We start from the raw sequence: 24738 nt of genomic DNA, 5'->3' as shown, positions 1-24738 counted from the left end.
TATGAGTAGTTTTAATGATGATTTTTTATGGTCGGCTTCAACAAGTGCATATCAGGTTGAAGGAGCTTCTGATAAGTATGGTAAAGGATTAAGTATTCAAGATATTAAAATTCCATTACCAGGAACACCAGATTTTAAAATATGTTCAGATCATTATCATAAATATAAAGAAGACATTAAGTTATTTAAGGAGTTAGGACTAAAAGCATATAGATTTTCTATTGCTTGGACTAGAATATTTCCTAATGGTTTTGGTGAAATAAATAAAGAAGGTGTAGAATTTTATTCTGATTTAATTGATGAACTTATAAAAAATGAAATAGAACCTATAGTTACAATGTATCATTTTGATTTACCATATGAACTGGAAAAAAATGGAGGCTGGGAAAATAGACAAGTTGTAGATTATTTTGTTGATTTTGCAAAAGTATTATTTGAAAAATATGGAACTAGAGTAAAATATTGGCTTACAATTAATGAACAAAATATGATGATAATACATTCAGATTTAATTGATGGAACAAAAGGTAATGAAAAACTTTATCAAAAAAATCATCATATGCTTTTAGCACAAGCAAAAGTTATGGATTTATGTCATAAAATGTTGCCAAATGCAAAAATAGGACCAGCACCTAATATTGCTGTAGTTTATCCTGAAACTTCAAGTCCAGAAGATAATTTAGCTGCACAATACGCAAATGTTTTAAGAAATTGGTTATACTTAGATGCTGCTGTATTTGGAAGATATAATCATATGGCTACAAAATATATAAAGGATAAAGGATATATTTTTAATGTTAGTGAAGAAGATATAAATATTTTAAAAAATGCTAAACCAGATTTTATAGGAATTAATTATTATAATACATATTGTGTATCACATTCTAAATCTACAAATGATATATCTAAACTTGATACAGTTTTAACTGAAAAAGGATATTATAATGCAGTTGCCAATAAATATTTAGAATTTACAGAATTTGGTTGGCAAATTGATCCTCTTGGATTTGAAATAACTTTAAATGAAGTATATAGTAGATATTCACTTCCTATATTAATTACAGAAAATGGATTAGGTGCATATGATAAGTTAGAAGAAGATGGAACCATTCATGATGATTATAGAGTAGATTATCTTAGAAAACATATTAATAGTATGAAAAGAGCAATTCAAAATGGAGTTGAAGTTATAGGTTATTCTCCATGGTCTGCAATTGATTTAATATCAACGCATCAAGGTTTTGAAAAAAGATACGGCTTTATTTATGTAAATAGAAATAATGACGATATATTGGATCTTTCAAGAATAAAAAAAGATAGCTTTTATTGGTATAAAAAAGTAATAGAAACAAATGGAGAGAAATTATAAATAATGAACAAGGAATTTTATAATATAAGATTCCTTGTTTTTTTACAAAATCTTTTAAAATTATTATCTTGACAAATTATTTAAAAATTGATATATTAAAAAGGTATCAAAAAAGTATTAATGGGCAGATGTCCGAACTGGCTAAGGAACCGGTCTTGAAAACCGGCGAAGGTGTAACAGCCGTCTGGGTTCGAATCCCAGTCTGCCCGCCAGTGGTGAAGTGTTAGAGTGGCCGAATATGCTCCCCTGCTAAGGGAGTGTCCAAGTAATATTGGACCGAGGGTTCAAATCCCTCCTTCACCGCCATTTTTTTTATATTCTATATGTGCTTCTAGCTCAATGGATCAGAGCATCTGACTACGAATCAGAAGGTTACAAGTTCGACTCTTGTGAAGCACGCCATAACTGTACCATATAGGTACTTTTTTTTGAGGAGAAAAATGATAACTAATATTAAAATAAAAGATTTTAATATATATCAAGATACAGACTTACAGGCGATAACTATTGATTCATTATTAATTGCAGATTTTGTGAAAATAAATAGAAAAAGTAAAAAATTTTAGATATAGGCTCAGGAAATGGAATAATATCTATGTTATTGTCAAAAAAATCTAATACTGATATACATGGAGTTGAAATTTTAAAAAGGTCATATGATTTAGCCATTAAAAATGTTAAAGAAAATAATTTGAATATACAAATGTTCAATGATGATGTGGAAAATTTTTCTGTTGGTAAACATCAAGAATATGATATCATAGTTTCAAATCCGCCATATTTTGATTTTGAAAAAAATGAAAATCAAATGAAACAAAACATAGAAAAACAAATAGCTAGAAATGAGAAAAGTCTTACTATTGAAAAAGTAATAAGTCTTAGCTCTTTTATGTTAAAAAATAATGGGCATTTATATTTAGTATTTCGTGCAGATAAGCTTTTTAAAGTTTTTAAATTTTTAGAAAAATATAATTTGACACCAAAAGTTTTAAAGTTCGTTTATACAAAAAATGATTCAAGTGCAAAAATAGTTTTACTTGATTGTGCTAAAAATGTTAAAGATAATTTGATAGTTGAAAAAAGCATTTATGTATATGATGAAAATAATGAAAAGAGCAAATATATAAATGATTTATATAGTTAAAATGTACCTAAAAAACAAAAACTAGTTTGAAGGGACATTTTTTTATTTAACATTTTGAGTCAGTTCAAATGTTGCATTTACTTTTTATTTTAAACTAGGTATAATAATACTACTAGAGACTAATATTTATTCATAAGATTAAAATACAATAAATTTGAAAGAAAGTGTTAATATGTTAGGATTGCTTGTTATGTTTTTTTTGTTTACAATAATTGTTGAAATTGCACCATTTTTAGTGTATGTGTGGTTGATAGTTATATTTTTAAAACATAAGATATTTTTTCTAACAGTAATAATAGTTGGCATTGTGTTAATTTATAACATAGAATGTTGGGTTTTAAAAAAATTAATATTTTGTATGGAGCAAAAGGAAAAAAATCAGGATAAAAATAATAAATAAAATAATATCTATGATGAAAGGCACTTTTAAGGTGTCTTTTTTATTCTAAAAGTGATAAATAATAATCTTTCAAATATAATTTATATAATTGAAAATATTACTTGATATGTGATAAAATAAAATGGCAAATTAAAATATAATGAGGTAAGAATATGGAATTTTCTGATAGAATAAAAAATATGCAATATTCACCAATAAGAAAGCTTGTTCCTTATGCTGATAAAGCAAAAAGTGAGAGAGTTAGTGTTTATGGTTTTCATATAGGACAACCTGACGTAAAAACTCCGGATTCGTTTTTTAATGGTGTATTTTCTTATCAAGAAAAAATAGTTAAATATACAAATTCACAAGGTTTATTAGAATTATTGGAAGCATTTGAAAAATCTTATGAAAAATTTAATATGAATATAGGGAAAGAAAATATATTAGTAACAAATGGAGGTAGTGAAGCATTACAATTTGCTATACTTACTATTTGTAATAAAGGTGATGAAGTTTTAGTTCCTGAACCGTATTATTCAAATTATGATAGTTTTTTAAGAACTGCTGATGCAAAATTAGTACCAATAGTTACAAAAATAGAAGATGGGTACAGATTACCAAAAAAAGAAGAAATACAAAAATTAATAAATCCAAAAACAAAAGCTATTTTATTTTCAAATCCTTGTAATCCAACAGGTGTTGTATTAAGCACTGAAGAAATGAATATCATAAAAGAGATAGCAATTGAAAATAATTTATACATAATTTCAGATGAAGTTTATAAACAATTTATTTACAGTGGACAAAAATTTAAATCTTTTCTTAATATGACAGACATAGACGACAAAGTTATAATGGTAGATAGTATCTCAAAACATTATAGTGCTTGTGGAGCAAGAATTGGTGTTGTAGCATCAAGAAATAAAGAACTTATCGCACAAATGATGAAATTATGTCAAGCAAGATTATCAGTATCAACTATTGAACAATATGCAAGTGCAAGTTTATTAAAAGGGATTGATTTGTATATTCCTGATGTTGTTGAAGAGTACATGAAAAGAAGAGATACAATGTATGAAAAATTAATGGAAATTGAAGGCGTAACAGCTTGTAAACCTGATAGTGCCTTTTATATTATCGCTAAACTTCCGGTAGATGATGTTGAGAAATTTACTTTATGGTTATTGAATGAATTTAGACATAACAATAGTACAATTATGTTTGCTCCAGGTCCTGGTTTTTATTCAAATGAACATTATAACTACGGAATACAAGAAGCAAGATTTTCATTTTGTTCTCATAATGTAAAACAAATTGAATATGGAATTGAATTACTTAAAATAGCATTGAAAAAATATAATGGAGAAAATAGATAATATGTATAGAAATGGAATTGTAAAAAACATTGAAATATCTTTAATTAGACAAATAGCGTTAAAAATGAAAAATTACTCAGATGGTATAGACTTAACAATAGGAGAACCTGCTCAAGATTTACCTGAATCAATAAAAAAAGAAATGAGTGATAGAATATTAAATGATAAAATAGGTTATACCCAAACTGGAGGAATGCCTGAATTAAAAAAAGAAATTGTTAAATATTATAATGAACAGTTTGAATCAGATTATAAGATAGAAAATTGTCTTATAACGGTTGGCTCTACAGAAGGATTATCAACTTTTATAAGATATTTTGTTCAAGAAGGTGACGAAGTATTAATGCCAACTCCTACTTATCCTGGATATGCCCCTAATATAAAAATGCAAAAAGGAAAAGAAGTTTACATTGATACAAGCAAAAATAATTATAAATTAACAGCAGAAATGTTAAAAGCTGCAATTACGCCAAAGACAAAGGCATTAATATTAACTTATCCTAATAATCCTTCAGGATCTGTTCTTGAACTTGAAGAAATGGATAAAATAGCACAAGTTATTAGAGAAAATAATATATATGTTTTAAGTGATGAAATATATGGTGCAATAGCTTTTGAAAAGTATAATTCATTTGCAAGATATAAAGATTTAAAAGATAAAATAATTGTTATAAATGGATTTTCTAAATCACATTCAATGACAGGTTATAGAGTTGGATATATGTTAGCATCAGAAGTACTAATTTCTGATTTTACAAAATTATCGCAGTATACAACAACAGGAGTATGTACTATAGGTCAATATGGTGCAATAAAAGCACTACAAGATTACCCTACTAGAGAAGATATAATTTCTGAAAATAAAAAAAGAATAGAATATTTTGTAAATGGTCTTGAAAAATTAGGATTTGATGTAATTAAACCTGAAGGAGCATTTTATATTTTTGCAGGTTATGGTAAGTTATCAAATATGAATTCACTTGATTTTGCAAATTATATAGTTGAAAATACACATGTAGGTGTAGTTCCAGGATTATGTTTTATGGTAGATAAATATTTAAGATTTTCTATAACAAAAGATATACCTGATCTAGAACAGGCATTAAAAAGAATAGAAAAAGCCTTAAAGGAGCTTAAAAATTGAAAAAAGGTGATATAGTAGAATTATATATTCAAGGCGTTGATTATCCTGCTAAATTTTATGGATATTTACCTAATGATGATAGAAAGTATTATTGCAATATAAATTTAAAAAAAGGACAAAAAGTTAGAGGTAGAATCGGTAGAATAAAGAATAATAAAGTTGAAGTAAGAGATATACAAATAATAAGTTCAGATACAACGCCCTTTTGCAATGTTTTTAACAGTTGCGGAGGGTGTTCTTTTCAATATTATAATTATGATGAACAGCTTGAAATAAAATCAAATCATATAAAGAAAATGATATCAGATAATATTGGAGATGATTTTATATTTGAAAAACCTGTTAGAAATCCAAAAGAAACAGGTTATAGAAATAAGATGGAATATAGCTTTGGAAATGAATTTTTAAATGGACCTACAGTTCTTGGACTACATAAGAAAAATAGTTTTCATGATATAGTAGATGTTTGTGATTGTAAGTTAATTGATGAAGATTTTAAATCAATATTAATTGCGACAAATACTTTTTTTCAAATTGAAAAAATTGATTTTTATCACAGAACATTACACAAAGGTTATCTTAGAAATTTAATAATTAGAAAAGGTGAAAAAACAAAAGAGTTGCTTATAAACCTAGTAACAAGTTCACAAAATGATGATGATAATTTGATAAAAAGGTATAAAGATAAACTACTTAATTTAAAATTAGATAAAAAAATTGTTGGTATACTACATACTATAAATGATAATTTGTCTGACAGTGTTGAGTCTGAAAAAGAAAAGATACTATATGGTAGAAGAGATATAGAAGAAAAATTATTTGACCTAAGTTTTAATATTAGTCCGTATTCATTTTTCCAAACAAATTCATTTGCAGTAGAAAAACTTTATTCAAAAGTTACTGAATATTTAAGTGAAGTTAATGATGGTAAAAATGTAGTATATGATCTGTTTTCTGGAACTGGAACGATTGGTCAAATAGTATCTAAGCATTCAAAAATGGTATATGGTATTGAGCTTATTGAAGAAGCAGTAGAAAAAGCAAATGAAAATACGAAGAAAAATAAAATAAGTAATGCTAAATTTATAGCAGGAGATGTTTTTGAAAAATTAAATGAAATAGAAGATAGACCTGATATTTTAATATTAGATCCTCCAAGAGCTGGAGTTGGTGAAAAAACTATAAATAAGCTAACAGAATATGGTGTGAATTATATTATATATGTTTCTTGTAATCCCAAAACATTAGTAGAAGATTTAAAAACGTTTAAAAAACAAAATTATAAACTTATAAAGGCTGCATGTGTAGACATGTTTAGTTATACGACACATGTGGAGTGCATAGCGTTGATACAAAGAGTGAAATCGTGAAAATCCTGCATTTTAAGCAGTTTTACAAGCATTATGTATTTGTAGAAGATGGCGAAGGTGGACGAAAAAAAGTCCTAAAAAATTATATTGATGTGAATGTTTGCATTGATATGGTGTGTGGAGACACAAGGAATGAATTGGGAAGTGAGGAATAAGAAATGATTAGGTGGATAGTAAAAATAATCTTGTTTCCAATCAGCTTGGTGTTAAGTATCCTCACAGCATTTCTGACATTTCTACTTGGTATCGGAACAGCCCTACTATATTTGCTGATGATGTTTTGCATATTTGGAGCAATTGCATCTTTTCTGCAAAAAGAAGTTACCATCGGAATAGAAGCATTGATTATTGGATTCTTAGTTAGTCCATACGGAATACCGATGGTTGGAGCAGCAGTTATAGCTTTTTTACAAGGTATCAATGAAGCAATAAAATCAATCTAAAAAATTTCATAAAAATGGTTACCAAAGGCGATAGAGAAAAAACTATCGTCTTTTTCTTTGCAAATTTTTAAGGAGGGAGGTGATTCTGTATGGACTTTGACTATTTCTATAATCGTGAAGCAGAGCGATTTAACTTTCTGAAAGTGCCTGAAATATTGGTAGACGGAGAAGAATTTAGGGGACTGTCTGCTGAAGCAATTATCCTTTATTCCATGCTTTTGAAACGAACAGGAATGTCATTTAAGAATAACTGGATAGACAAGGAAGGTAGAGTATTTATCTATTTCACAGTTGAGGAAATTATGAAAAGAAGAAATATTTCAAAGCCTACTGCCATAAAAACATTAGACGAGTTAGACAGCAAAAAAGGGATAGGACTGATTGAAAGAGTAAGGCTTGGACTTGGTAAGCCGAATGTCATATATGTCAAAGATTTTATGAGCATATTAGCGGTAAAAGAAAATGACCTCTTGAAGTCAAAAAACTTAACTTCAGAAGTAAAAGATTTTAACCTCAGAAGTAAAGAAAATGAACTTCAGGAAGTTCAAAATGTTGACTCTAACTATATAGAGAATAATAAGAGTAAATATAGTAAGAGAAAATATAGTTTTGGTGAAAACGGACTTGGAACATTTCAAAATGTCTTTTTAAAGAACGAAGATATAGGTGAATTACAAATCAAAATGGCAGGAGAGCTTGATAACTACATTGAGAGATTATCAACCTATCTTCAAAGTACCGGAAAGACATATAAAGACCATAAAGCAACAATCCTTTCTTGGTTTTATAAAGATCAGGGAAGTAAGAAAACATCCAATATCCCTACATGGGAGGAATATAACAAAGGAGAGCATCTATAATGGAAGAAACTGGTACATTTAAAGGTCTCGAATATTTAGGGCTTTATCCATACATAGAATATGAAAAGATAAGTGGTAAAAATACTTATGAGTTTTGGGTTATAGATCAAGGCGATAGTAGTAGATATGCATCTCTGAGGAGCTGGTTAAATGGAGCTACATTAGAAAAACATTAAAAATAATAAGGAGATGGCTATCTTTCCATCTCCTTACCCATGTAAATTCCATAGTTCTTTCGTATTTGATAAAGCTCGTCCATAGTAGATTTGGTAGAAGAATACTTTTGCATAAGGGTATTCTTTTTTTCTTGCAATTTATCAAGTTTATCTAAAATATCCTTTGAATTTGGCAGCTTTGAATAGGATTTTTTTAGTTTTGAAAGATCCATTTCGTAGCGTGTGATTTCAGCCTTATGCTCCTCAAAAAATGCCTTATCAGAAGGATTTGCTTTATATTCTTTGTAGTAGGCTCGATTTTTTTTAACAGTATGAACTTGTTCCATAGTATCAGAAAGTAGCTGCATGTCCTTATCAATTTCTTTGATTTTATCTTGTAAGGCTTGTCTTTCTTCAGCACTTTTCCTGATGTATTCATCAAGTTGTTTAATGGAGTTAATGCCATGTTCTCTGATGAAAACAATTGACTCAGCCATTGTATTTAAGTTATGTTTTGTTGCCCAATATTCATAGCCTTTGCTCTCTTTCACTTTGGCATTGGTATTCATATTGATGACATTTCCGATTCGCTTTTTGACAGGTGAGGCTTTGATATTTTGATTTTCTGTAATACGCTCTTTTAGTCTTTCTTCGGTATAATCCTCACCAATCGTCTTAGCCCTTGTAAATCTCTGCTTATCTTTTGGCTTAAAGGCTATATTTTTTCCATGATTTATTTCATAACCAAGTTCCGCCATCTTATTTAGAAATTGTTCCCAATCATTAGACTGTTTTATCAAACGATCAATGTCAAATTGAAGCCTGCTTTTCCAAGAAGTACCTTTCTTAGATTGCTCATTTTCATACCATGACTTACCATTTGTTTTGTACTTTCTCTTATAGCTCTCGTAGAATTCATCAATCACAGAAAGGTTATTATCCTTGCATAGCTTATCGCTTTGATACCTGATTTGGTGGTAGCTTTTCTTGTTGGATTGGTAGCATTTACCCGTTACCATATTTACATTATTGAAGATGATATGGTTGTGGATATGCCCTTTATCTATGTGGGTAGACAAGACATATTCGTACTCGTCTTTTAATATCTTTTTACAAAGTTCAAGACCGATTTGATGTGCCATTTCCGGAGTTGCTTCTCCCGGTAAAAAGGATTGAATAAGATGTCTTGCAAGGACAGTTCCGTTTGTTCCGGCATCATTTCGTGCTCTTAAAAATTGAGTATGAGCAGTTTCCTGATGACATTTATGAGTGCTTACTAAGATTTGCTCATCTGTTTTTTCTCCATTAACAATATATGAAATGGCAAGATTAAGGGTTGATTTTATAGGATGTATTTTTGTGATAGCCATAAAATTTAATCACCTCCGGAAGTTCTGTTAAGAAGTAGAGAATGTATCTGCCACAGTTCTTTTGAGAAATATTCAATCTGCTTTTTCATATCGTTTATATCGTCTTTATAGATTATGCCGGTGGAATTTAAACGCTTTGCAATCTGATTGATGTTGCTTGTAGCGTTGGAAAGCAAGCCTTGTAAATCTCTGAACGGTTCCAAATCTACTTGATAAATTTCCTTTTCTAAAACGCACTTGCGAATGAAATGGCTCATATTTCTGCATTTAGCAAGTTTTCTTTTCTCCTCAAAAAGAGCCTTTTCTTCTTCGGTTAATTTAATTTCAAGTCTTTCATTTCGTATTCTATTTGCCATAGGTAAATCCTCCTTTGAATTTATTTCGGGGTCTTAGGGTACACCCTAACAAGTTAAAAATTGATAAAAAAAGAAGCAGATCCCAGAGGGCTGCTTCATCAATTTTTTCGTAAGTGTCCGTACACTTACTGTGCTTGCTACAAAAGAATGATTTGTAGCAAGCATTAAGCAAATTATTATTATAATTATATCATAAGTAGTAGCTTTTATAAATCTTTTAGGAATGGTTTGTTTTATAAAAAACAAACCATTTAGAGCGATATAGGGCTTTTTGGGGTGGAAAGGAAAAATGATAAATGCTATCATAATTAAAATTAGTATTAGCTAACAATATTATATGGATGAGGTGAGATATATGGAAAAACAAAATAAACTTGAAGCAAAGGACTTGATTAATATTGGAATTTTTACAGTAGTGTATTTTATGATTGAATTTGCTGTTTCAATGTTAGGGTATATTCCAATATTTAATTTACTATTAGTTTTTTTATGCCCATTAGTTTGTGGTATACCAAGCATATTCTATATAGTTAAGGTCAAGAAGTTTGGTGTAATTTCAATAACAGGAATATTATTAGGTCTTCTTTATATGCTAATGGGTGGTGGCATAGTTGTCCTCGCTTTTGGGATTATCTTTGGATTTTTAGGAGATTTGATAATAAAAAAAGGTAAATATGAACAATGGAAATATATTTCTATTGGATATAGCGTATGGTAAAGTATATGCAGAATCGTTGCGTATGTATACGCCATATTGGATTATTCCTGTGCTGTTTATTATTTGTTTTTAGGTTCGCTATTAGGAAAGAGTATTCTAAAAAAGCATCTTAAAAAAGCAGGAATAGTGTAATGATGGAGGAAACAGTAGTTAGATATAAACCATCATATATTACAGTAGATCCACGCACAAAAATTTTTCTTATGGTAACTGTAACGAGCATCATGGCTACTGGAAGCAGTCATGGTGCTATGTTTTATTTGCGGCATCTTTTAATGGTTCTGCCCTTTATTGCACTATTTATTTCTAAAAAAGGTAAAGCAGCTATAAGATTTTTGATATTGTATTTGATTATATTTGCATTAAATTTTGTTGTTTTACCTTATACGACAGGATTTTTGAGTTTTTTGGTATTAGCAACAGTAGGAATATATACAAATATATTGGCCGGGATTTATTATGGGTTACTATTTAATCAGTACCACTTCTGTTAGTGAATTTATCGCAGCTATGGAAAAACTTAAAGTGTCATATAAAATCATTATTCCGTTTTCGGTAGTATTTAGATTTTTTCCAACAGTAAAAGAAGAATATATTTCTATACAAAATGCCATGAAAATAAAAGGTGTAACAATAAGGAAGAGTCCAATAGAAATGATTGAGTATAGATTAGTTCCTTTGCTAATATCTGTAACAAAAATTGGCGAGGAATTATCTGCATCAGCTTTGACAAGAGGGTTGGAGCTCCGATTAAAAGAACTAATATTTGCAAAATCGGACTAAAAAAAATAGATTATTTTCTGCTTTTACTTGCGAGCTTATGTTGGGTTGTTTTTATTTTTTTTAGGAGCGAAGTATGATCGAATTTAAAAATGTATCATTTAGATATGCAGAACAAAAAAAATACTCCATTCAAAATATAAACATAAAAATTAAGTCAGGTCAGATAGCTTTGGTTTGTGGAACTTCGGGTAGCGGAAAAAGTACTTTAGTAAATTTATTACTTGGATATATTGAAAATTATGAAGGACAAATACTAATAAATGACATAGACATAAAAGAAATATCAAAAGAAAGTATATTTTCAAATATATCATATGTAAACTCTGACAATATAGTATTTTTAACTAATATAAAAGAAAATATAAATTTATATGGATCAATAGATGATAAAAATATTGATGAAATAATAGATACACTAAAACTTAGTGATATAGACAAAGAAAAAGAATTAGATGAAACAAATATATCAACAGGTCAAAAACAGAGAATAAATATAGCAAAATTATTATTATCAGATAAAAGATTATTAATATTAGACGAAGCAACTGCAAATATAGATTTTGAAAATAGAGGTATAATTGAAGATATCATACTAAAAAATAATAATAAAACAGTAATAATGATAACACATCATTTAGATGAAAGTCTAAAATCTAAATTTTATGAAATTATTGAAATAACAAAATACGTGTAAAATAGAATAATAAATAAAAAATCGTTACGAGCTATATAAGCAGATGACGATTTTTTTAGATATGACATACATAAACTAATAAAATTATAATGTAATTATAAGGAAATTCTAAGGAACGAATGTTATACTTACAATGTAGTAAATATATAAATAATCATGTTTTTCAATTCAAACTAAGCACACTAAAAATTAGTGTGTTTTTTTTATGTATTATGGTATAATTTTATAAATTAATATTAACTTTAAGGAGGTAAGATGGTTAAACTAAATAACGATTGGGACGATATATTAAAAGATGAATTTCCAAAAAAATATTATTTAACTCTAAGAGAGTTTCTAAAAAAAGAATATTCAAATTATAAGATATTTCCACATATGAATGATATTTTTAATGCTTTAAAATTAACAACTTATAAAGATACAAAAGTAGTTATTTTAGGTCAAGATCCATACCATGATGATAATCAGGCACATGGACTGGCATTTTCAGTAAAACCTAATGTTGCAATACCACCATCATTACTTAATATGTATAAAGAATTAAACCAGGAGTTGGGTTGCTATATTCCAAATAATGGTTATTTAATTTCATGGGCTAATCAAGGAATATTGTTACTTAATACGGCACTTACCGTAAGAGCACACGAGGCAAATTCACATAAAAACAGAGGATGGGAAATATTTACAGACAGTATAATTTCTTACTTAAATGATAGAAATGAGCCAGTAATATTTGTTTTATGGGGTGCAAATGCAAGAAATAAAAAAATGTTAATAACAAATCCTAAACATTTTATACTTGAAGCTCCACATCCAAGTCCATTATCTGCTAGTCGTGGATTTTTTGGTTGTAATCATTTTAAAAAAATAAATGAAATTTTGATAAAATTAGGTAAAGAGCCAATTAATTGGCAAATTGAAAATATATAAAATTTTTTTACGTAAAGCATATTGACAAAATAAAAAAATAAGGTAGACTTTAGTATAAAAAATTTATTTACTTACAATATTTAATTTGGAACGGTTTATAATATAAGGCGTCAGTTTTTTGATGTGTATGTGTATAAACCTTTTTTTATTATCTTAAGTATAGGAGTGTATATGTTAAGAGATATAATTGAAAAAAAATATTATAGCTTTTATGAAAGTGCAAAAGATTGGGAAGACGCTATAATAAAAAGTTGTGAATCATTAGAAAAAAATGGAGCTGTAAGCTCTGAATACAGTAAAGAGTTGATAAAATGTGTCAAAGAATATGGACCATATATAGTAATAGAACCAGGAATTGCAATGCCACATTCAACTCAACAAGGTGCAAATGTATTTAAAACAGAAATAGCATTTACAAAATTTGAAAAAGCAGTAAATTTTGACGATGAAAATGAAGCTACTTTATTTTTCACGTTAGCTTCAAAAGATCCAGAAATTCATATTGAAAATATTCAAAAATTAATGGAAGTATTAGTTAATGATAAATTGAAAGAAGAATTATTTACTGTAAAAAATATAGAAGATTTAAAAAAATTATTTGAGAAATATAATATATAGGAGGAAATATGAATATTTTATCAATTGTTTGGACATTTTTTTATTCAAATATTTTGACAAAACCTGCATTCTTTATTGGATTTATGGTTTTAATAGGATATCTTTTATTAAAGAAATCTTGGTATGAAACTTTAGGTGGAACTTTAAAAGCAATAATTGGATATTTTATTTTATCAGTTGGTTCAGGTGGACTGGTAAAAAACTTTAGACCTATTTTAGTAGGACTAAAACAAAGATTTCAATTAGATGCTATGGTTATCGATCCTTATTTTGGTCAAAATGCGGTTGAAAATGGGGTTCAAGAAGTATTTGGAAAAGGATTTTCAGGTGTAGTATTACTTCTAGCAATTGCATTTATCACTAATTTATTATTAGTTAGATTTTCAAAATATACTAAATTAAGAGCAGTGTTTACAACAGGGCATGTACAGTTACAACAAGCAGCAACAGCATATTGGTTAATATTGTTTGCATTACCAGGTTTAATAACAAATGATGTTAAAATTATGGTAATTATGGCTGTACTTTTAGGTTTATATTGGGCTGTTGGTTCAAATTTATTAGTAAAATATTCTCAAGAACTTACAGATGGTGCAGGATTTACAATAGCTCATCAACAAATGTTTGGAGTAGCATTATTTACTTATCTTGCAGATAAAATGGCTAAAGCTGATAAAAAAGCTGGAAGAACTTCAAGTAAAAAAATAGAAGATATAAATTTACCTGGATTTATGTCTATATTTAACGATAATATGGTTTCAACAGGGATATTAATGTTAATTTTCTTTGGTGGAATACTTGCAGCATTAGGGAAACCTTTCTTAGTAGAAGCTAAATTTATGAAACCAAATGCTAATTTCTTATTCTATATTATAGAAACTTGTTTACATTTTGCAGTTTATCTTGCAATATTACAACTTGGTGTTAGAACATTTATAGCGGAATTAACACAATCGTTTAAAGGAATATCAGATAAATTATTACCTGGTGCAGTTCCAGGAGTAGATTGTGCTATTTCATATAATTTTGGGTCTCCAAATGCAATAACTTTAGGATTTTTAGCAGGAGCATTAGGACAATTTATAGCAATAGTAGCATTGATATTACTTAAGAGTCCAGTATTAGTTGTTGCAGGATTCGTTCCTGTATTCTTTGATAATGCAACAATTGGAGTACATGCAAATAGTAAAGGTGGATTAAAAGCAACATTAATATTTCCATTTATTTCAGGTATATGTCAAGTATTTGGTTCTGCATTTATTGCAAGTTTTGTTGGAATGGCAGCATATGGAGGATATCTTGGAATGTGGGACTGGGCAGTAGTATGGCCTGTATTTACAGTTATAATGAAATATTTAAGCTATTTAGGTGTTGGTATAATAGTTATAATATTAGTTCTTATACCACAATTACAATATTTAAAAGACAAAGAAAATTATTTTTTAATAACTGAAGATTATGAAGAATATAAAAATAGAAATAATATACAATAAGGGGGATAAGGTATGACATTTTTAGTAGCATGTGCAAATGGTGCAGGAACAAGCTTAATGATGAAACTAACAGCAGAAAAAGTAATAAAAAGAAACAATATACAATGTACTAAAATACATCACTGTTCTTTATCAGAAGGTAAGGGACAAGCTAAAATGTATGATGTGACATTATGTCCTTTGGCATTTATAAAGGAATTTAACCAAGCAGTTGAAGCAGGTAAAAAAGTAATAGGACTTAAAAACCCAATATCTGATAAAGAAATGGAAGAAAAATTAAAAGAAGCAGGAATTATTTCATAATATTAAAGGCAGGTATTACCTGCCTTTAATAAATTAATATTGAAAGGAATTTATATGAAGATAACAAAACAAGTATTAGACCATTTAACAAAATGTTATTGCATTGCAAATATAACGTACAATAACGAACATCATATAGTCGTAGCAGCTGAAAAACAAGATCAATGCTATATATATAATCATAATTTTGAAAGAAAAGCTACAATATGGGACGGTCCTGGAGGAACTATGAGTATAGTTCCATTAGAAAATACTAATGGAAGCTTTCTTGCAACACAACAATTTTATTCTCCAAATGATTCAACTCAAGCAAAAGTAGTATATGTAAGTGGAGATGAAAATTATAATTTTAAAGTTAGAGTAATTGCTGATGTACCTTTTGCACATAGATTTGATGTGTTAAAAGGATTAGATGGAACAAAGTACTTTTTAGTTTGTGCTTTAAAATCAGCTCATGAATATAAAGATGATTGGAGAAGTCCGGGGAAGACATATTTTACAGAGTTGCCAGAAGATTTAGAAAATAGTCCTGTAATTACTGAAAAAGATTGTGAAATTATACAAGAAAATATGTTGAAAAATCACGGATATTATAAAATAGTAGAAGATGGTATTGAAAAAGGTATAATTTCATGTGATAATGGAATATATTTATATACTCCACCTGCAAGAAAAGGTGAAAAATGGAAAGTTGATTGTTTAGTAAATGACGCAGCAAGTGATGCAACATTAATAGATTTAGATGGTGACGGTCAAAAAGAATTAGTTGCATTTTCACCATTTCATGGTCATAAATTAAGAGTATATAAGAAAATAAACGGTAAATATGTATTGCATAAAGAGTTTCCTGAAGATATTGAATTTTTACATGCAATATGGGGTGGGCAAATTAAAGGTAAAAATGTAGTAGTAATCGGTAATAGAAGATCAGAAATGAAAACTTTTATTTTACATTACGAAAATGGTGATTATGTTTACAATGTAATTGATGAAAACGTGGGAGCTGCAAATGTAAATTATTTTGTTAAAGATAATAAAGAATACATAATAGCTGCAAATAGGGAAATTGATGAAATTGCCCTATACATAGTTGAATGATAAAAGAATAGGAGAAAAATGTATATTGATAAGGCACTTTATGACTTAATAAATCTTTTATTAATTTCTCAAAAAGAGCAAACTGTAACTGAACTTGCAAAAAAAATTGGAAAAAGCAGAAGAATTGTTTATTATAATTTAGAAAAAATTAATATTGAATTATCAAAATTAAATATTGAGATTATAGTAAATGATAAAAAAAATGGAATAGTTATAAATAATAAGCAAAGCGAAATTTTAAGAAATTTAATACTGGACAAAGAATATATATTAAGTAAATTAGAAAGAGAGTTAGCTATAACTTTATTAATTGCAACAAATCCAAAAAAACAGACTTTAGATTTCTTGGTTAATACATTTATGGTTAGCAAAAATTCTATATTGTCAGATATTAATTACATAAAATCCAAATTAAAAAAATTTAATAATAAAATTAAAATAAGTTCAGCTAATAAAGGTGGCTATAGAATAGTAGGACCTGAATTAATTCAAATACAATATATATATACAATTTTAAAAAAAATTTCTGAATTAAAAAATTATAAATATTTTGATTTTATTCAAAATCTTTATAAAAATACAAGCATTGTTTTTTCTGATGAATTTATTGAATCACTGATAAATGAGTTTTATATTTTGCAAGAAAAATTAGGGAAAAAAGTAAGTGTAAAAGAAACTGAACATTTTATTTTTTCTTTTCCTTATTTATATTTGTTTGCAGTTAGAATAAAAAATAAAGATATAGAAAAAGAGTTAATGGTTTTAAAGGAAAGACTTGAATATAAAATATTAAAAGATACTTTATATACTTTTAGTAGAGATTTTAATTTAGAATATAACGATAAGATTATAATGCTATTTACTTTAATTGTTTTATGTACTGGTAAAATTACTGATTCGCATAATGATAGTAAAGATTATGAAAAGCTAAGAGAAATTGCAAACATGTTAATTAGTAATTTTGAAAATGAAACAAAATTTAAAATAAATGATAAAATACAAATATCAAATGATCTGGTAACTTATTTAAAAGTAATGGGATTTAGAAGAAAATACAATATAATATCACAAGATATAAATGTAGATAAAGTAAAAAAAGAATACAAAAGTGTATTTGATATTGTAAAAAAAATATCGAAAACTAATAATTTAGATTTTAATGATGATGATATTTCTATAATTAGCTTAAATCTTGCAAGAGTAGTAAATATAGTAAAAAAAATTAATATACTTATAATAACAAATGAAGGTAATATTATAAAAAAATTATTAGTATCAAATTTAGAAAAACTTTTTTCAAATATACAAATTATTGATATTATTGATAAATCAAAATTTTCTAAATACAATACGGATAATATTGATTTAATAATATCTACAGAAGATGATATTAAGTATAAAAATGGCGTAGTATACGTTGATTACTTATTAAGTAATGAAAATTTAATTGATATATTTACAAATATATTAAAAATAACTGAAAATATATTATAAAAAAATCACAAGACTTATATATTTTAAATATAAGTCTTTTTTATTATAAAACAAGGTATATAGTATATTTTGGTTTAAATATGAACATACGCATATAACCATATTGAACTTTAAATATCCTAATTTTAAAATATAATAATAATGTAAGTAAATAATAATAAATTTTTTAACCGTTCTAATTTAATTTTAAGGAAGTGATTTAATTGTCAAAAGTAAATGAGATAACTAGAGAAAGTTGGATACTAAATACATTCCCAGAATGGGGAACTTGGATTAATGAAGAAATAGATGAAGAAATAGTTGAAAAAAATAAAGTTGCCATGTGGTGGCTTGGAAATATGGGAACTTGGATTAAAACAGAAGGCGATGCAAATATTTGTATTGACTTATGGTTGTCAACAGGAAAAAGAACAAAAACAAATAAATTCATGAAAGAAAAACACCAACATCAAAGAGCAGTAGGGTGTGTTAAATTACAACCTAATTTAAGAAATACACCTTGTTTAATAGATCCTTTTAAAATAACTAAAATAGATGCTATTCTTGCAACACATAGTCATAGTGATCATATAGATGTTAATGTCGCAGCAGCAATTACTCAAAATTGCCCTGAAGCAAAATTTATAGGTCCAAAAACTTGTGCACAACTATGGAGAAAGTGGGGAGTTCCTGAGGATAGAATTGTAACTGTAAGACCAGGAGATGTTGTTAAAATAAAAGACATGGAAATAGTTATGTTAGAATCTTTTGATAGAACTATGTTATTAACAGTTGAAGATGATGTAGTTTTAAAAGGTCATATGCCTCCTGATATGAATGATATGGCGGTAAATTACTTAGTTAAGACATCTGGTGGAAATATTTACCATGCAGGGGATTCACATTACTCAAATTATTATGTTAAACATGCAAGAGATCATAAAATTGATGTAGCTTTAGTAGGATATGGTGAAAATCCTAGAGGAATGACAGACAAATTAACAGCTTCAGATGTTTTAAGAGTAGCTGAAAGTTTAGATACTCAAGTAGTTATACCAATTCATCATGATATATGGACTAATTTCATGGCTGATCCTAAAGAAATACAAGTATTATGGAATATGAGAAAAAATAGAATGAAATATACATTCAAACCATATATTTGGCAACCTGGAGGTAAATTCATATTCCCTGATAATAAAGATGATATGGAATATATGTATCCTCGTGGATTTGAAGATGCTTTTGAAATCGAACCTGATTTACCATTTATTCAAATATTATAAGGCGATTGAAATGAGAAATTATGTTTTAGGTGTTTATGAAAAAGCTATGCCAAATAGCCTTACAATTGAAGAAAAACTTAAATATGCAAAAGAATTAGGATATGATTTTTTAGAATTAAGTGTAGATGAAACAGAAGAAAAATTATCAAGATTAGATTGGGATAAAAAAACTGTTGATGAATTAGTATTTGCGATGAAAAGAGTGGATTTTCCTATAAGAAGTCTTTGCTTATCAGGGCAAAGAAAATATCCAATGGGTTCATTAGATAAAAATACAAGATTAAAAAGTATGGAGATTATAACTAAAGCAATTAAATTAGCAGATTCTTTAGGTGTTAGAATAATACAGTTAGCAGGTTATGATGTATATTATGAAAAGGGGAACGAAGAAACAAAAAAACTTTTTATACATAATTTAAAAAAGGCTGTAGAAATTGCATCAAAATACGGAATTATACTTGCTTTTGAAACTATGGAAACTGATTTTATGGATACAGTGAAAAAAGCAAAAATAATTGTAAATAAAATAAATTCTCCATTTTTAAAAATATATCCTGACCTTGGAAATATTAAAAATTCATCATTAATATATGGTCATGATGTATTAGATGATATAAACGAAGGAGAATCTTTAACAGTTGCAGCACATATAAAAGAAAGTATACCGGGGCATTATAGAGAAATTCCATTTTTAACAGGGCATGTTAATTTTAAAGAATGTCTGACAGCTCTATGGAATTTAGGTGTTAGAAGATATGTGACTGAATTATGGTATACAGGGGCAGAAGATTTTACAGTTGATTTAAAATTTGCCGTTAAAACATTTAGAAAAATGCTAGATGAAATAGAGGGTGAAACTAAATGTTAGAAGAACTAAAAAAAAGAGTATACAAAGCTAATATGGATTTACCTAAATATAATTTAGTAAAATTTACTTGGGGAAATGTTAGTGAAATAGATAGAGAAAAAGGTCTTTTTGTAATTAAACCAAGTGGCGTTGAATATGAAAAACTGACATATGAAGATATGGTAGTAGTTGATCTTAATGGAAATGCAGTCGAAGGAAAATATAAACCATCATCAGACACACCAACACATTTAGAATTATATAAGGCCTTTGAAAATATAGGAGCAATAGTTCATACTCACTCAACTTGGGCTACAAGTTTTGCACAAGCAGGTAGAGATATTCCTTGTTACGGGACAACTCATGCTGACAGCATATATGGAAGTGTTCCTTGCAGTAGAAATCTTACAAAAGAAGAAATAGATAGTGGATATGAAAAAAATACAGGTAAAGTTATAATAGAAACTTTTAAAGATTTAGATTATGTTGCAACACCTGCAATTTTATGTAGAAATCATGGATCATTTGCATGGGGAGAAAATGCCAAAAAAGCTGTATATAATGCAGTTGTATTAGAAGAAGTAGCAAAAATGGCACTTTTAACAGAATTGTTAAATAAAGATGTTTGTGAAGCACCTAAAATAATACAAGATAAACATTATTTCAGAAAACACGGTAAAGATGCTTACTATGGTAATGATTGAAAAGATGATAAAAATTAAAATATAATTTTTGTAAGAGCCTAATTTAGTTTATAACTAGCTTAGGCTTTTCATTTTAATAAAAAAATAATGTATAAACAAATTTAATTTATACATTATCTTTATTTTTTATAATAAATTAATACCTAATTTTTCACAATCTTTTTCAATTTCAGCAGTCCATAATGAAGCTTGCACCTCTCCTATATGAGCAGTTTTTAAAAATAACATACATAATCTTGATTGACCTATACCGCCACCTATTGTAAGAGGTAACTCATCATTTAAAAGCATTTTATGAAAGTTAGTATAGTTTTTTATATTACATAAATCAAGTTGACTTTTTAATGAAGTTTTATCAACTCTTATACCCATTGAAGAAATTTCAAAAGCGATATCAAGTATTTCATTGTATACTAATATATCTCCATTTAATTTCCAATCATCATAATCAGGAGCACGACCATCATGTTTTTGACCTGAATTTAAAATATCTCCTATTTGCATAAGAAATACGGCACCATATTTTTTAGTAATTTCTTTTTCACGTTCTTTAGTTGTTAAAGTTGGATACATATCTTCTAACTCTTGTGAAGTAATAAAATGTATTTCTTTTGCTAAAAATGGAGTATATTTAGTAGGGTATTTTTCTTTTAACATTTCTTCAGTTTTTAAAAGAACTGAATATATTTTTTTTACAACTTCTTTTAAAAATTCAATATTTCTGTTGCTATTATTAATAATAAATTCCCAATCCCATTGGTCTACATATATAGAATGAATATTATCTAAGTCTTCATCTCTTCTTATAGCATTCATGTCTGTATATAAGCCGAAACCTTCCTTAAATCCATATCTTTTAAGTGCATATCTTTTCCATTTTGCAAGAGAGTGAACAATTTCAATAGTTTGATTAGGTTCTTCTTTCATATCAAAGCTAACAGGTCTTTCAATCCCATTTAATGTATCATTTAAACCTGAATCTAAACGTACAAATAAAGGTGCTGATATTCTAGTTAAATTTAAAGCTTTTGCAAGTTCAACTTCAAAGAAATCTTTAATTTGTTTTATTGCTATTTCCATATCAAGTATATTGAATATTGGTTCATATTTTTTTTGTATTTTTATGTTCATATTTTTTGTTCTCCTTGTTTTTTTATAGCGTGGTTATACATAATTCTATATATGATAAAATATGTTAATATAATTAATATTTTATAAAGTACTAAAGGCTTTATAAATTTTAAAAATGGTACAGCATAGTCATTTAAAAACATAAAATTAGTGTTAAATTTATGATTTATAAATGTATTTATTAATATTAGTGCAAACATAAATAATTTTGTAATATTATATCCTTTTTGTGTAATAGATACGTTAAGATAGAGTATACTATATATAAGTATTACATATTCAAAAGTATGTGTTGACATATATATTAATGGATAATACCAGCAATTAAATGTAGTGTAATCAGGAAATATTATTGCAAGTATTGCTCCAAACGAGAAAAAGTAAAGAATATTAAACAAAATCTCATTTTTAGTTATAAGAAATATAGCACCAATTATTAAAGATATATTGCACAAATGTAGTGGCAATATACTAAGCAGTCCATAATTTTCATATTTATAAACTACATAAGAATCCAAAATTTTTAGTATAAGTAAAAATATACCAAATAATATTGTGTATGTGTTTAAATGTTTTTTTGATAATAATTTTGGAATTTGTGTAAATGTTATAAACAAAATGACAGAATATAACATTAAAAATATATGTAGCATTCCAAAAGTTTCTAATTTATAAATCATTAATTTTTTCCTAATAATATTAAAAATTCATCTTCTGTTAAAATTTTTATACCTAAGTTAGTGGCTTTTTCAAGTTTAGAACCTGCTTTTTCTCCAGCAATTAAGTAGTCTAAATTTTTTGAAACAGCACTTAAGTATACACCGTTATACTTATTTATAATTTCTTTTATATCTTCCCTTTTAAAATTAGTAAATGTACCAGTTGCTAAGAAAGATTTACCTGATATATTATTGTTAAACAGTTTTTCTTGTTTGACATTTTTTAGATTAAAACCAATTTCTTTAAGTCCATTAATTATTCTAATTGAATTTGCATTTCTAAAATATGAGTATACAGAATTTGCAACTTTTTCTCCAACACCTTTTATTTGAGATAAAGCTTTGACATCAGCGTCTATTAAATCATCAATATTTTGGTATCTATCGCATATTAAAGAAGCAGTAGTTTTTCCAACATAATTAATTCCTAAAGAATAAATTACTTTATCAAAAGAATTATTTATACTTTTTTCAATGCTGTTAAGTAAATTTTCAACATTTTTTTCGCCCATTTTATCAATTTGTATTAATTCATCTTTAAGATTTTTTAAATTATATAAATCAAGGATATTAGTTATTAACCCTAAATCAATAAGTTTTCTTATTATTTTTGTTCCAAGACCTTTTATATTCATACAATCTCTTGAAACAAAATATTCAATAAGTCGTGTTAATTGTTCAGGACAATAAGGATTTATACATTTTAATGCTATTATGTTTTCAAATGAATGTAATTCATATCCACAACTTGGACATAATTTGGGTTTTTCAATTCTTTTTTCTATACCTGTTCTTTTTTCAAATAAAACATTTATTACTTGAGGTATAATTTCAGCAGCTTTTTCAACAACCACAGTATCAAAAATTCTTATATCTTTTTTATAAATTTCATCAAAATTGTGTAAAGAAGCACGTTTTACAACTGAACCTGATAAATTTGCAGGTTCAAAATTCGCAACAGGAGTAACTACGCCTGTTCTACCAACTTGATAATCAATAGAAATTATTTTGGTAATCGCTTGATCAGGTTTAAATTTATATGCAATAGCCCATCTTGGACTCTTAGCAGTATAACCTAATTTTTCATATAAAGTAATATCATTTATTTTTAAAACTAAACCATCTGTTTCATAATCCAATTTTTTTCTTTTTGTATTCCAAATTTCAATTGCATGTTCAATATCAGAGAAATCATTATATATTTCAAATACACCAGTTGTATTAAATCCTAAGTCTTTTAATAAATTAATGCTCTCCATATGAGTTTTAATACCAAAATCCTGAGAATTTACAACATAGTATAAATAACAATCTAAATCTCTTTCTTTTACAACATTCATATCAAGCTGTCTTATAGTACCTGAAGCAGCATTTCTAGGATTTGCAAAAACAGGTTCTCCATTTATTTCTCTTAATTCATTTAATTTATTAAATTTAGAAATAGGAAATACAATTTCACCACGTACTTCAATATTTATATTTTTATTTAGTTTGTGAGGGATATTTTTTATTTGCATTACATTTTCTGTAACATCTTCTCCATAAATACCATCACCACGTGTTACAGCTCTAACAAGTATACCATTTTCATAAATTATACTTATACTTATTCCATCAAGCTTTAACTCAAGAACATATTCTATTTTATTATTAGAATTTAATAACTTTTGAATCCTATTATTAAAATCTTTTATATCATTTATGTTATATGTATTAGCTAAACTTAACATAGCTGCATTATGCTTAACTTTTGAAAATTTTTCATTAACGTATCCACCCACATGTTCAGTAGGAGAGGATTCATCAATATATTCAGGATGCAATTTTTCAATTTCAACTAATTTTTTTAATAAATCATCAAATTGTTTATCTGAAATTAAACTTTCATTTTTTTCATAATAATGATAATTATATTTTTCAATTTCTTTTTTTAAATTTAGATAATTTTCATAATCTTTATTCATTTTCATCA

The 24738-nt window shown here is 27.1% G+C and carries 27 protein-coding genes and 3 tRNA genes; 25 read left to right on the top strand and 5 right to left on the bottom strand.

The window, feature by feature from the left end:
* The first annotated feature begins 1 nt into the window (after nt 1).
* From AWT63_RS01290 to AWT63_RS06070, 12 genes are all read left to right on the top strand, one after another.
* Entirely contained in the window at nt 2-1369 is a 1368-nt protein-coding gene (locus AWT63_RS01290; RefSeq protein ID WP_068267869.1) for a glycoside hydrolase family 1 protein, read from the top strand.
* 122 nt (nt 1370-1491) lie between these two features.
* Nucleotides 1492-1581 (top strand) — tRNA-Ser (locus AWT63_RS01285).
* A 2-nt stretch (nt 1582-1583) separates the two neighbouring features.
* Nucleotides 1584-1675 (top strand) — tRNA-Ser (locus AWT63_RS01280).
* Nucleotides 1676-1694: 19 nt separating this feature from the next.
* Nucleotides 1695-1771: transfer RNA gene (locus tag AWT63_RS01275), tRNA-Arg, on the top strand.
* A 38-nt stretch (nt 1772-1809) separates the two neighbouring features.
* Nucleotides 1810-1935, top strand: coding sequence for a hypothetical protein (locus AWT63_RS06490; RefSeq protein WP_269431474.1), 126 nt, complete (start codon nt 1810-1812; stop codon nt 1933-1935).
* 29 nt (nt 1936-1964) lie between these two features.
* Nucleotides 1965-2513, top strand: coding sequence for a tRNA1(Val) (adenine(37)-N6)-methyltransferase (locus AWT63_RS01270; protein WP_068267867.1), 549 nt, complete (start codon nt 1965-1967; stop codon nt 2511-2513).
* Nucleotides 2514-3065: 552 nt separating this feature from the next.
* A complete protein-coding gene (locus tag AWT63_RS01260) occupies nt 3066-4271 on the top strand; it encodes a pyridoxal phosphate-dependent aminotransferase (protein ID WP_068267863.1) in 1206 nt (401 codons plus the stop codon).
* The gene (locus tag AWT63_RS01255) at nt 4255-5415 is read left to right on the top strand and encodes a pyridoxal phosphate-dependent aminotransferase (RefSeq protein WP_231723206.1); all 1161 of its coding nucleotides are present in this window, start codon (nt 4255-4257) and stop codon (nt 5413-5415) included. Before AWT63_RS01260 ends, AWT63_RS01255 begins: the two co-directional genes overlap by 17 nt.
* The gene (rlmD, locus tag AWT63_RS01250; RefSeq protein ID WP_068267859.1) at nt 5412-6785 is read left to right on the top strand and encodes a 23S rRNA (uracil(1939)-C(5))-methyltransferase RlmD; all 1374 of its coding nucleotides are present in this window, start codon (nt 5412-5414) and stop codon (nt 6783-6785) included. Before AWT63_RS01255 ends, rlmD begins: the two co-directional genes overlap by 4 nt.
* Nucleotides 6786-6943: 158 nt before the next feature.
* Nucleotides 6944-7228, top strand: a complete 285-nt coding sequence (locus tag AWT63_RS06485) for a CD1845 family protein (protein WP_068267857.1) — start codon at nt 6944-6946, stop codon at nt 7226-7228.
* Nucleotides 7229-7317: 89 nt separating this feature from the next.
* Nucleotides 7318-8088 (top strand): replication initiator protein A, encoded by a 771-nt coding sequence (locus AWT63_RS01240; RefSeq protein ID WP_068267855.1) that lies wholly within the window; start codon nt 7318-7320, stop codon nt 8086-8088.
* Entirely contained in the window at nt 8088-8264 is a 177-nt protein-coding gene (locus AWT63_RS06070; protein ID WP_197407521.1) for a hypothetical protein, read from the top strand. The genes AWT63_RS01240 and AWT63_RS06070 overlap by 1 nt, the downstream gene beginning before the upstream one ends.
* Before the next feature lie 17 nt (nt 8265-8281).
* On the opposite strand, the gene AWT63_RS01235 is transcribed toward AWT63_RS06070, so the two are convergent.
* Both AWT63_RS01235 and AWT63_RS01230 read right to left on the bottom strand, forming a co-directional pair.
* Nucleotides 8282-9613, bottom strand: a complete 1332-nt coding sequence (locus tag AWT63_RS01235) for a relaxase/mobilization nuclease domain-containing protein (RefSeq protein ID WP_068267853.1) — start codon at nt 9611-9613, stop codon at nt 8282-8284.
* A gap of 5 nt (nt 9614-9618) precedes the next feature.
* Nucleotides 9619-9969 carry a plasmid mobilization protein gene (locus AWT63_RS01230; RefSeq protein WP_068267851.1) on the bottom strand — a complete coding sequence of 117 codons (351 nt, stop codon included), beginning with the start codon at nt 9967-9969 and terminating at the stop codon, nt 9619-9621.
* Between the two features lie 355 nt (nt 9970-10324).
* On the opposite strand from AWT63_RS01230, the gene AWT63_RS01225 reads away from it, so the two are divergent.
* The 13 genes from AWT63_RS01225 (at nt 10325) to AWT63_RS01170 (ending at nt 20916) form a co-directional block, all read left to right on the top strand.
* Entirely contained in the window at nt 10325-10687 is a 363-nt protein-coding gene (locus tag AWT63_RS01225) for an MptD family putative ECF transporter S component (RefSeq protein ID WP_068267849.1), read from the top strand.
* Between the two features lie 134 nt (nt 10688-10821).
* Nucleotides 10822-11181, top strand: coding sequence for a hypothetical protein (locus tag AWT63_RS06290; RefSeq protein WP_197407839.1), 360 nt, complete (start codon nt 10822-10824; stop codon nt 11179-11181).
* Nucleotides 11147-11470 carry an energy-coupling factor transporter transmembrane component T gene (locus tag AWT63_RS06285; protein ID WP_197407523.1) on the top strand — a complete coding sequence of 108 codons (324 nt, stop codon included), beginning with the start codon at nt 11147-11149 and terminating at the stop codon, nt 11468-11470. Before AWT63_RS06290 ends, AWT63_RS06285 begins: the two co-directional genes overlap by 35 nt.
* Before the next feature lie 73 nt (nt 11471-11543).
* Nucleotides 11544-12164 (top strand): ATP-binding cassette domain-containing protein, encoded by a 621-nt coding sequence (locus AWT63_RS01215; protein WP_068267847.1) that lies wholly within the window; start codon nt 11544-11546, stop codon nt 12162-12164.
* 255 nt (nt 12165-12419) lie between these two features.
* Nucleotides 12420-13094, top strand: coding sequence for a uracil-DNA glycosylase (locus tag AWT63_RS01210; RefSeq protein WP_068267845.1), 675 nt, complete (start codon nt 12420-12422; stop codon nt 13092-13094).
* A gap of 171 nt (nt 13095-13265) precedes the next feature.
* The gene (locus AWT63_RS01205) at nt 13266-13712 is read left to right on the top strand and encodes a PTS sugar transporter subunit IIA (protein WP_068267842.1); all 447 of its coding nucleotides are present in this window, start codon (nt 13266-13268) and stop codon (nt 13710-13712) included.
* 8 nt (nt 13713-13720) lie between these two features.
* Nucleotides 13721-15205 carry a PTS ascorbate transporter subunit IIC gene (locus tag AWT63_RS01200; RefSeq protein WP_068267840.1) on the top strand — a complete coding sequence of 495 codons (1485 nt, stop codon included), beginning with the start codon at nt 13721-13723 and terminating at the stop codon, nt 15203-15205.
* A 12-nt stretch (nt 15206-15217) separates the two neighbouring features.
* Complete coding sequence (locus tag AWT63_RS01195; RefSeq protein WP_068267838.1) at nt 15218-15508, top strand: PTS sugar transporter subunit IIB; 291 nt, start codon at nt 15218-15220, stop codon at nt 15506-15508.
* A gap of 54 nt (nt 15509-15562) precedes the next feature.
* Entirely contained in the window at nt 15563-16606 is a 1044-nt protein-coding gene (locus AWT63_RS01190) for a hypothetical protein (RefSeq protein ID WP_068267837.1), read from the top strand.
* 18 nt (nt 16607-16624) lie between these two features.
* Nucleotides 16625-18100, top strand: coding sequence for a BglG family transcription antiterminator (locus AWT63_RS01185; protein ID WP_068267835.1), 1476 nt, complete (start codon nt 16625-16627; stop codon nt 18098-18100).
* Between the two features lie 203 nt (nt 18101-18303).
* Entirely contained in the window at nt 18304-19365 is a 1062-nt protein-coding gene (gene ulaG / locus AWT63_RS01180; RefSeq protein WP_068267833.1) for an L-ascorbate 6-phosphate lactonase, read from the top strand.
* 10 nt (nt 19366-19375) lie between these two features.
* On the top strand, nt 19376-20233 hold the full coding sequence (locus tag AWT63_RS01175; protein WP_068267831.1) for an L-ribulose-5-phosphate 3-epimerase: 858 nt from the start codon (nt 19376-19378) through the stop codon (nt 20231-20233).
* The gene (locus AWT63_RS01170) at nt 20227-20916 is read left to right on the top strand and encodes an L-ribulose-5-phosphate 4-epimerase (RefSeq protein WP_068267829.1); all 690 of its coding nucleotides are present in this window, start codon (nt 20227-20229) and stop codon (nt 20914-20916) included. Before AWT63_RS01175 ends, AWT63_RS01170 begins: the two co-directional genes overlap by 7 nt.
* Nucleotides 20917-21042: 126 nt before the next feature.
* Here the strand turns inward: AWT63_RS01170 and asnA are convergent, their stop codons facing one another.
* From asnA to ligA, 3 genes are read right to left on the bottom strand one after another with little or no spacing between them, the layout of a single operon-like run.
* Nucleotides 21043-22047, bottom strand: a complete 1005-nt coding sequence (gene asnA, locus AWT63_RS01165; RefSeq protein WP_068267827.1) for an aspartate--ammonia ligase — start codon at nt 22045-22047, stop codon at nt 21043-21045.
* Entirely contained in the window at nt 22044-22727 is a 684-nt protein-coding gene (locus AWT63_RS01160) for a TMEM164-related integral membrane acyltransferase (protein WP_068267825.1), read from the bottom strand. The genes asnA and AWT63_RS01160 overlap by 4 nt, the downstream gene beginning before the upstream one ends.
* Nucleotides 22727-24736, bottom strand: a complete 2010-nt coding sequence (ligA, locus tag AWT63_RS01155; RefSeq protein ID WP_068267824.1) for an NAD-dependent DNA ligase LigA — start codon at nt 24734-24736, stop codon at nt 22727-22729. Before ligA ends, AWT63_RS01160 begins: the two co-directional genes overlap by 1 nt.
* Nucleotides 24737-24738: the final 2 nt, after the last annotated feature.

The sequence above is a fragment of the Caviibacter abscessus genome, assembly GCF_001517835.1.
In the GTDB taxonomy this organism is placed as follows: Bacteria; Fusobacteriota; Fusobacteriia; order Fusobacteriales; family Leptotrichiaceae; genus Caviibacter; species Caviibacter abscessus.
This window is presented reverse-complemented; position numbering and strand designations above follow the sequence as displayed.

Coding starts and splice junctions, on each gene's coding strand:
- AWT63_RS01170 (WP_068267829.1), top strand. CDS start 20,227: ATGTTAGAAGAACTAAAAAAAAGAGTATACAAAGCTAATATGGATTTA.
- AWT63_RS01210 (WP_068267845.1), top strand. CDS start 12,420: ATGGTTAAACTAAATAACGATTGGGACGATATATTAAAAGATGAATTT.
- AWT63_RS01230 (WP_068267851.1), bottom strand. CDS start 9,969: ATGGCAAATAGAATACGAAATGAAAGACTTGAAATTAAATTAACCGAA.
- AWT63_RS01205 (WP_068267842.1), top strand. CDS start 13,266: ATGTTAAGAGATATAATTGAAAAAAAATATTATAGCTTTTATGAAAGT.
- AWT63_RS06070 (WP_197407521.1), top strand. CDS start 8,088: ATGGAAGAAACTGGTACATTTAAAGGTCTCGAATATTTAGGGCTTTAT.
- AWT63_RS01270 (WP_068267867.1), top strand. CDS start 1,965: ATGTTATTGTCAAAAAAATCTAATACTGATATACATGGAGTTGAAATT.
- AWT63_RS06290 (WP_197407839.1), top strand. CDS start 10,822: ATGGAGGAAACAGTAGTTAGATATAAACCATCATATATTACAGTAGAT.
- AWT63_RS01160 (WP_068267825.1), bottom strand. CDS start 22,727: ATGATTTATAAATTAGAAACTTTTGGAATGCTACATATATTTTTAATG.
- AWT63_RS01240 (WP_068267855.1), top strand. CDS start 7,318: ATGGACTTTGACTATTTCTATAATCGTGAAGCAGAGCGATTTAACTTT.
- AWT63_RS01200 (WP_068267840.1), top strand. CDS start 13,721: ATGAATATTTTATCAATTGTTTGGACATTTTTTTATTCAAATATTTTG.
- ligA (WP_068267824.1), bottom strand. CDS start 24,736: ATGAAAATGAATAAAGATTATGAAAATTATCTAAATTTAAAAAAAGAA.
- AWT63_RS01175 (WP_068267831.1), top strand. CDS start 19,376: ATGAGAAATTATGTTTTAGGTGTTTATGAAAAAGCTATGCCAAATAGC.
- AWT63_RS01255 (WP_231723206.1), top strand. CDS start 4,255: ATGGAGAAAATAGATAATATGTATAGAAATGGAATTGTAAAAAACATT.
- AWT63_RS06490 (WP_269431474.1), top strand. CDS start 1,810: ATGATAACTAATATTAAAATAAAAGATTTTAATATATATCAAGATACA.
- AWT63_RS01235 (WP_068267853.1), bottom strand. CDS start 9,613: ATGGCTATCACAAAAATACATCCTATAAAATCAACCCTTAATCTTGCC.
- AWT63_RS01225 (WP_068267849.1), top strand. CDS start 10,325: ATGGAAAAACAAAATAAACTTGAAGCAAAGGACTTGATTAATATTGGA.
- AWT63_RS06285 (WP_197407523.1), top strand. CDS start 11,147: ATGGGTTACTATTTAATCAGTACCACTTCTGTTAGTGAATTTATCGCA.
- AWT63_RS01260 (WP_068267863.1), top strand. CDS start 3,066: ATGGAATTTTCTGATAGAATAAAAAATATGCAATATTCACCAATAAGA.
- AWT63_RS01195 (WP_068267838.1), top strand. CDS start 15,218: ATGACATTTTTAGTAGCATGTGCAAATGGTGCAGGAACAAGCTTAATG.
- AWT63_RS01190 (WP_068267837.1), top strand. CDS start 15,563: ATGAAGATAACAAAACAAGTATTAGACCATTTAACAAAATGTTATTGC.
- AWT63_RS01185 (WP_068267835.1), top strand. CDS start 16,625: ATGTATATTGATAAGGCACTTTATGACTTAATAAATCTTTTATTAATT.
- asnA (WP_068267827.1), bottom strand. CDS start 22,047: ATGAACATAAAAATACAAAAAAAATATGAACCAATATTCAATATACTT.
- AWT63_RS06485 (WP_068267857.1), top strand. CDS start 6,944: ATGATTAGGTGGATAGTAAAAATAATCTTGTTTCCAATCAGCTTGGTG.
- AWT63_RS01290 (WP_068267869.1), top strand. CDS start 2: ATGAGTAGTTTTAATGATGATTTTTTATGGTCGGCTTCAACAAGTGCA.
- AWT63_RS01215 (WP_068267847.1), top strand. CDS start 11,544: ATGATCGAATTTAAAAATGTATCATTTAGATATGCAGAACAAAAAAAA.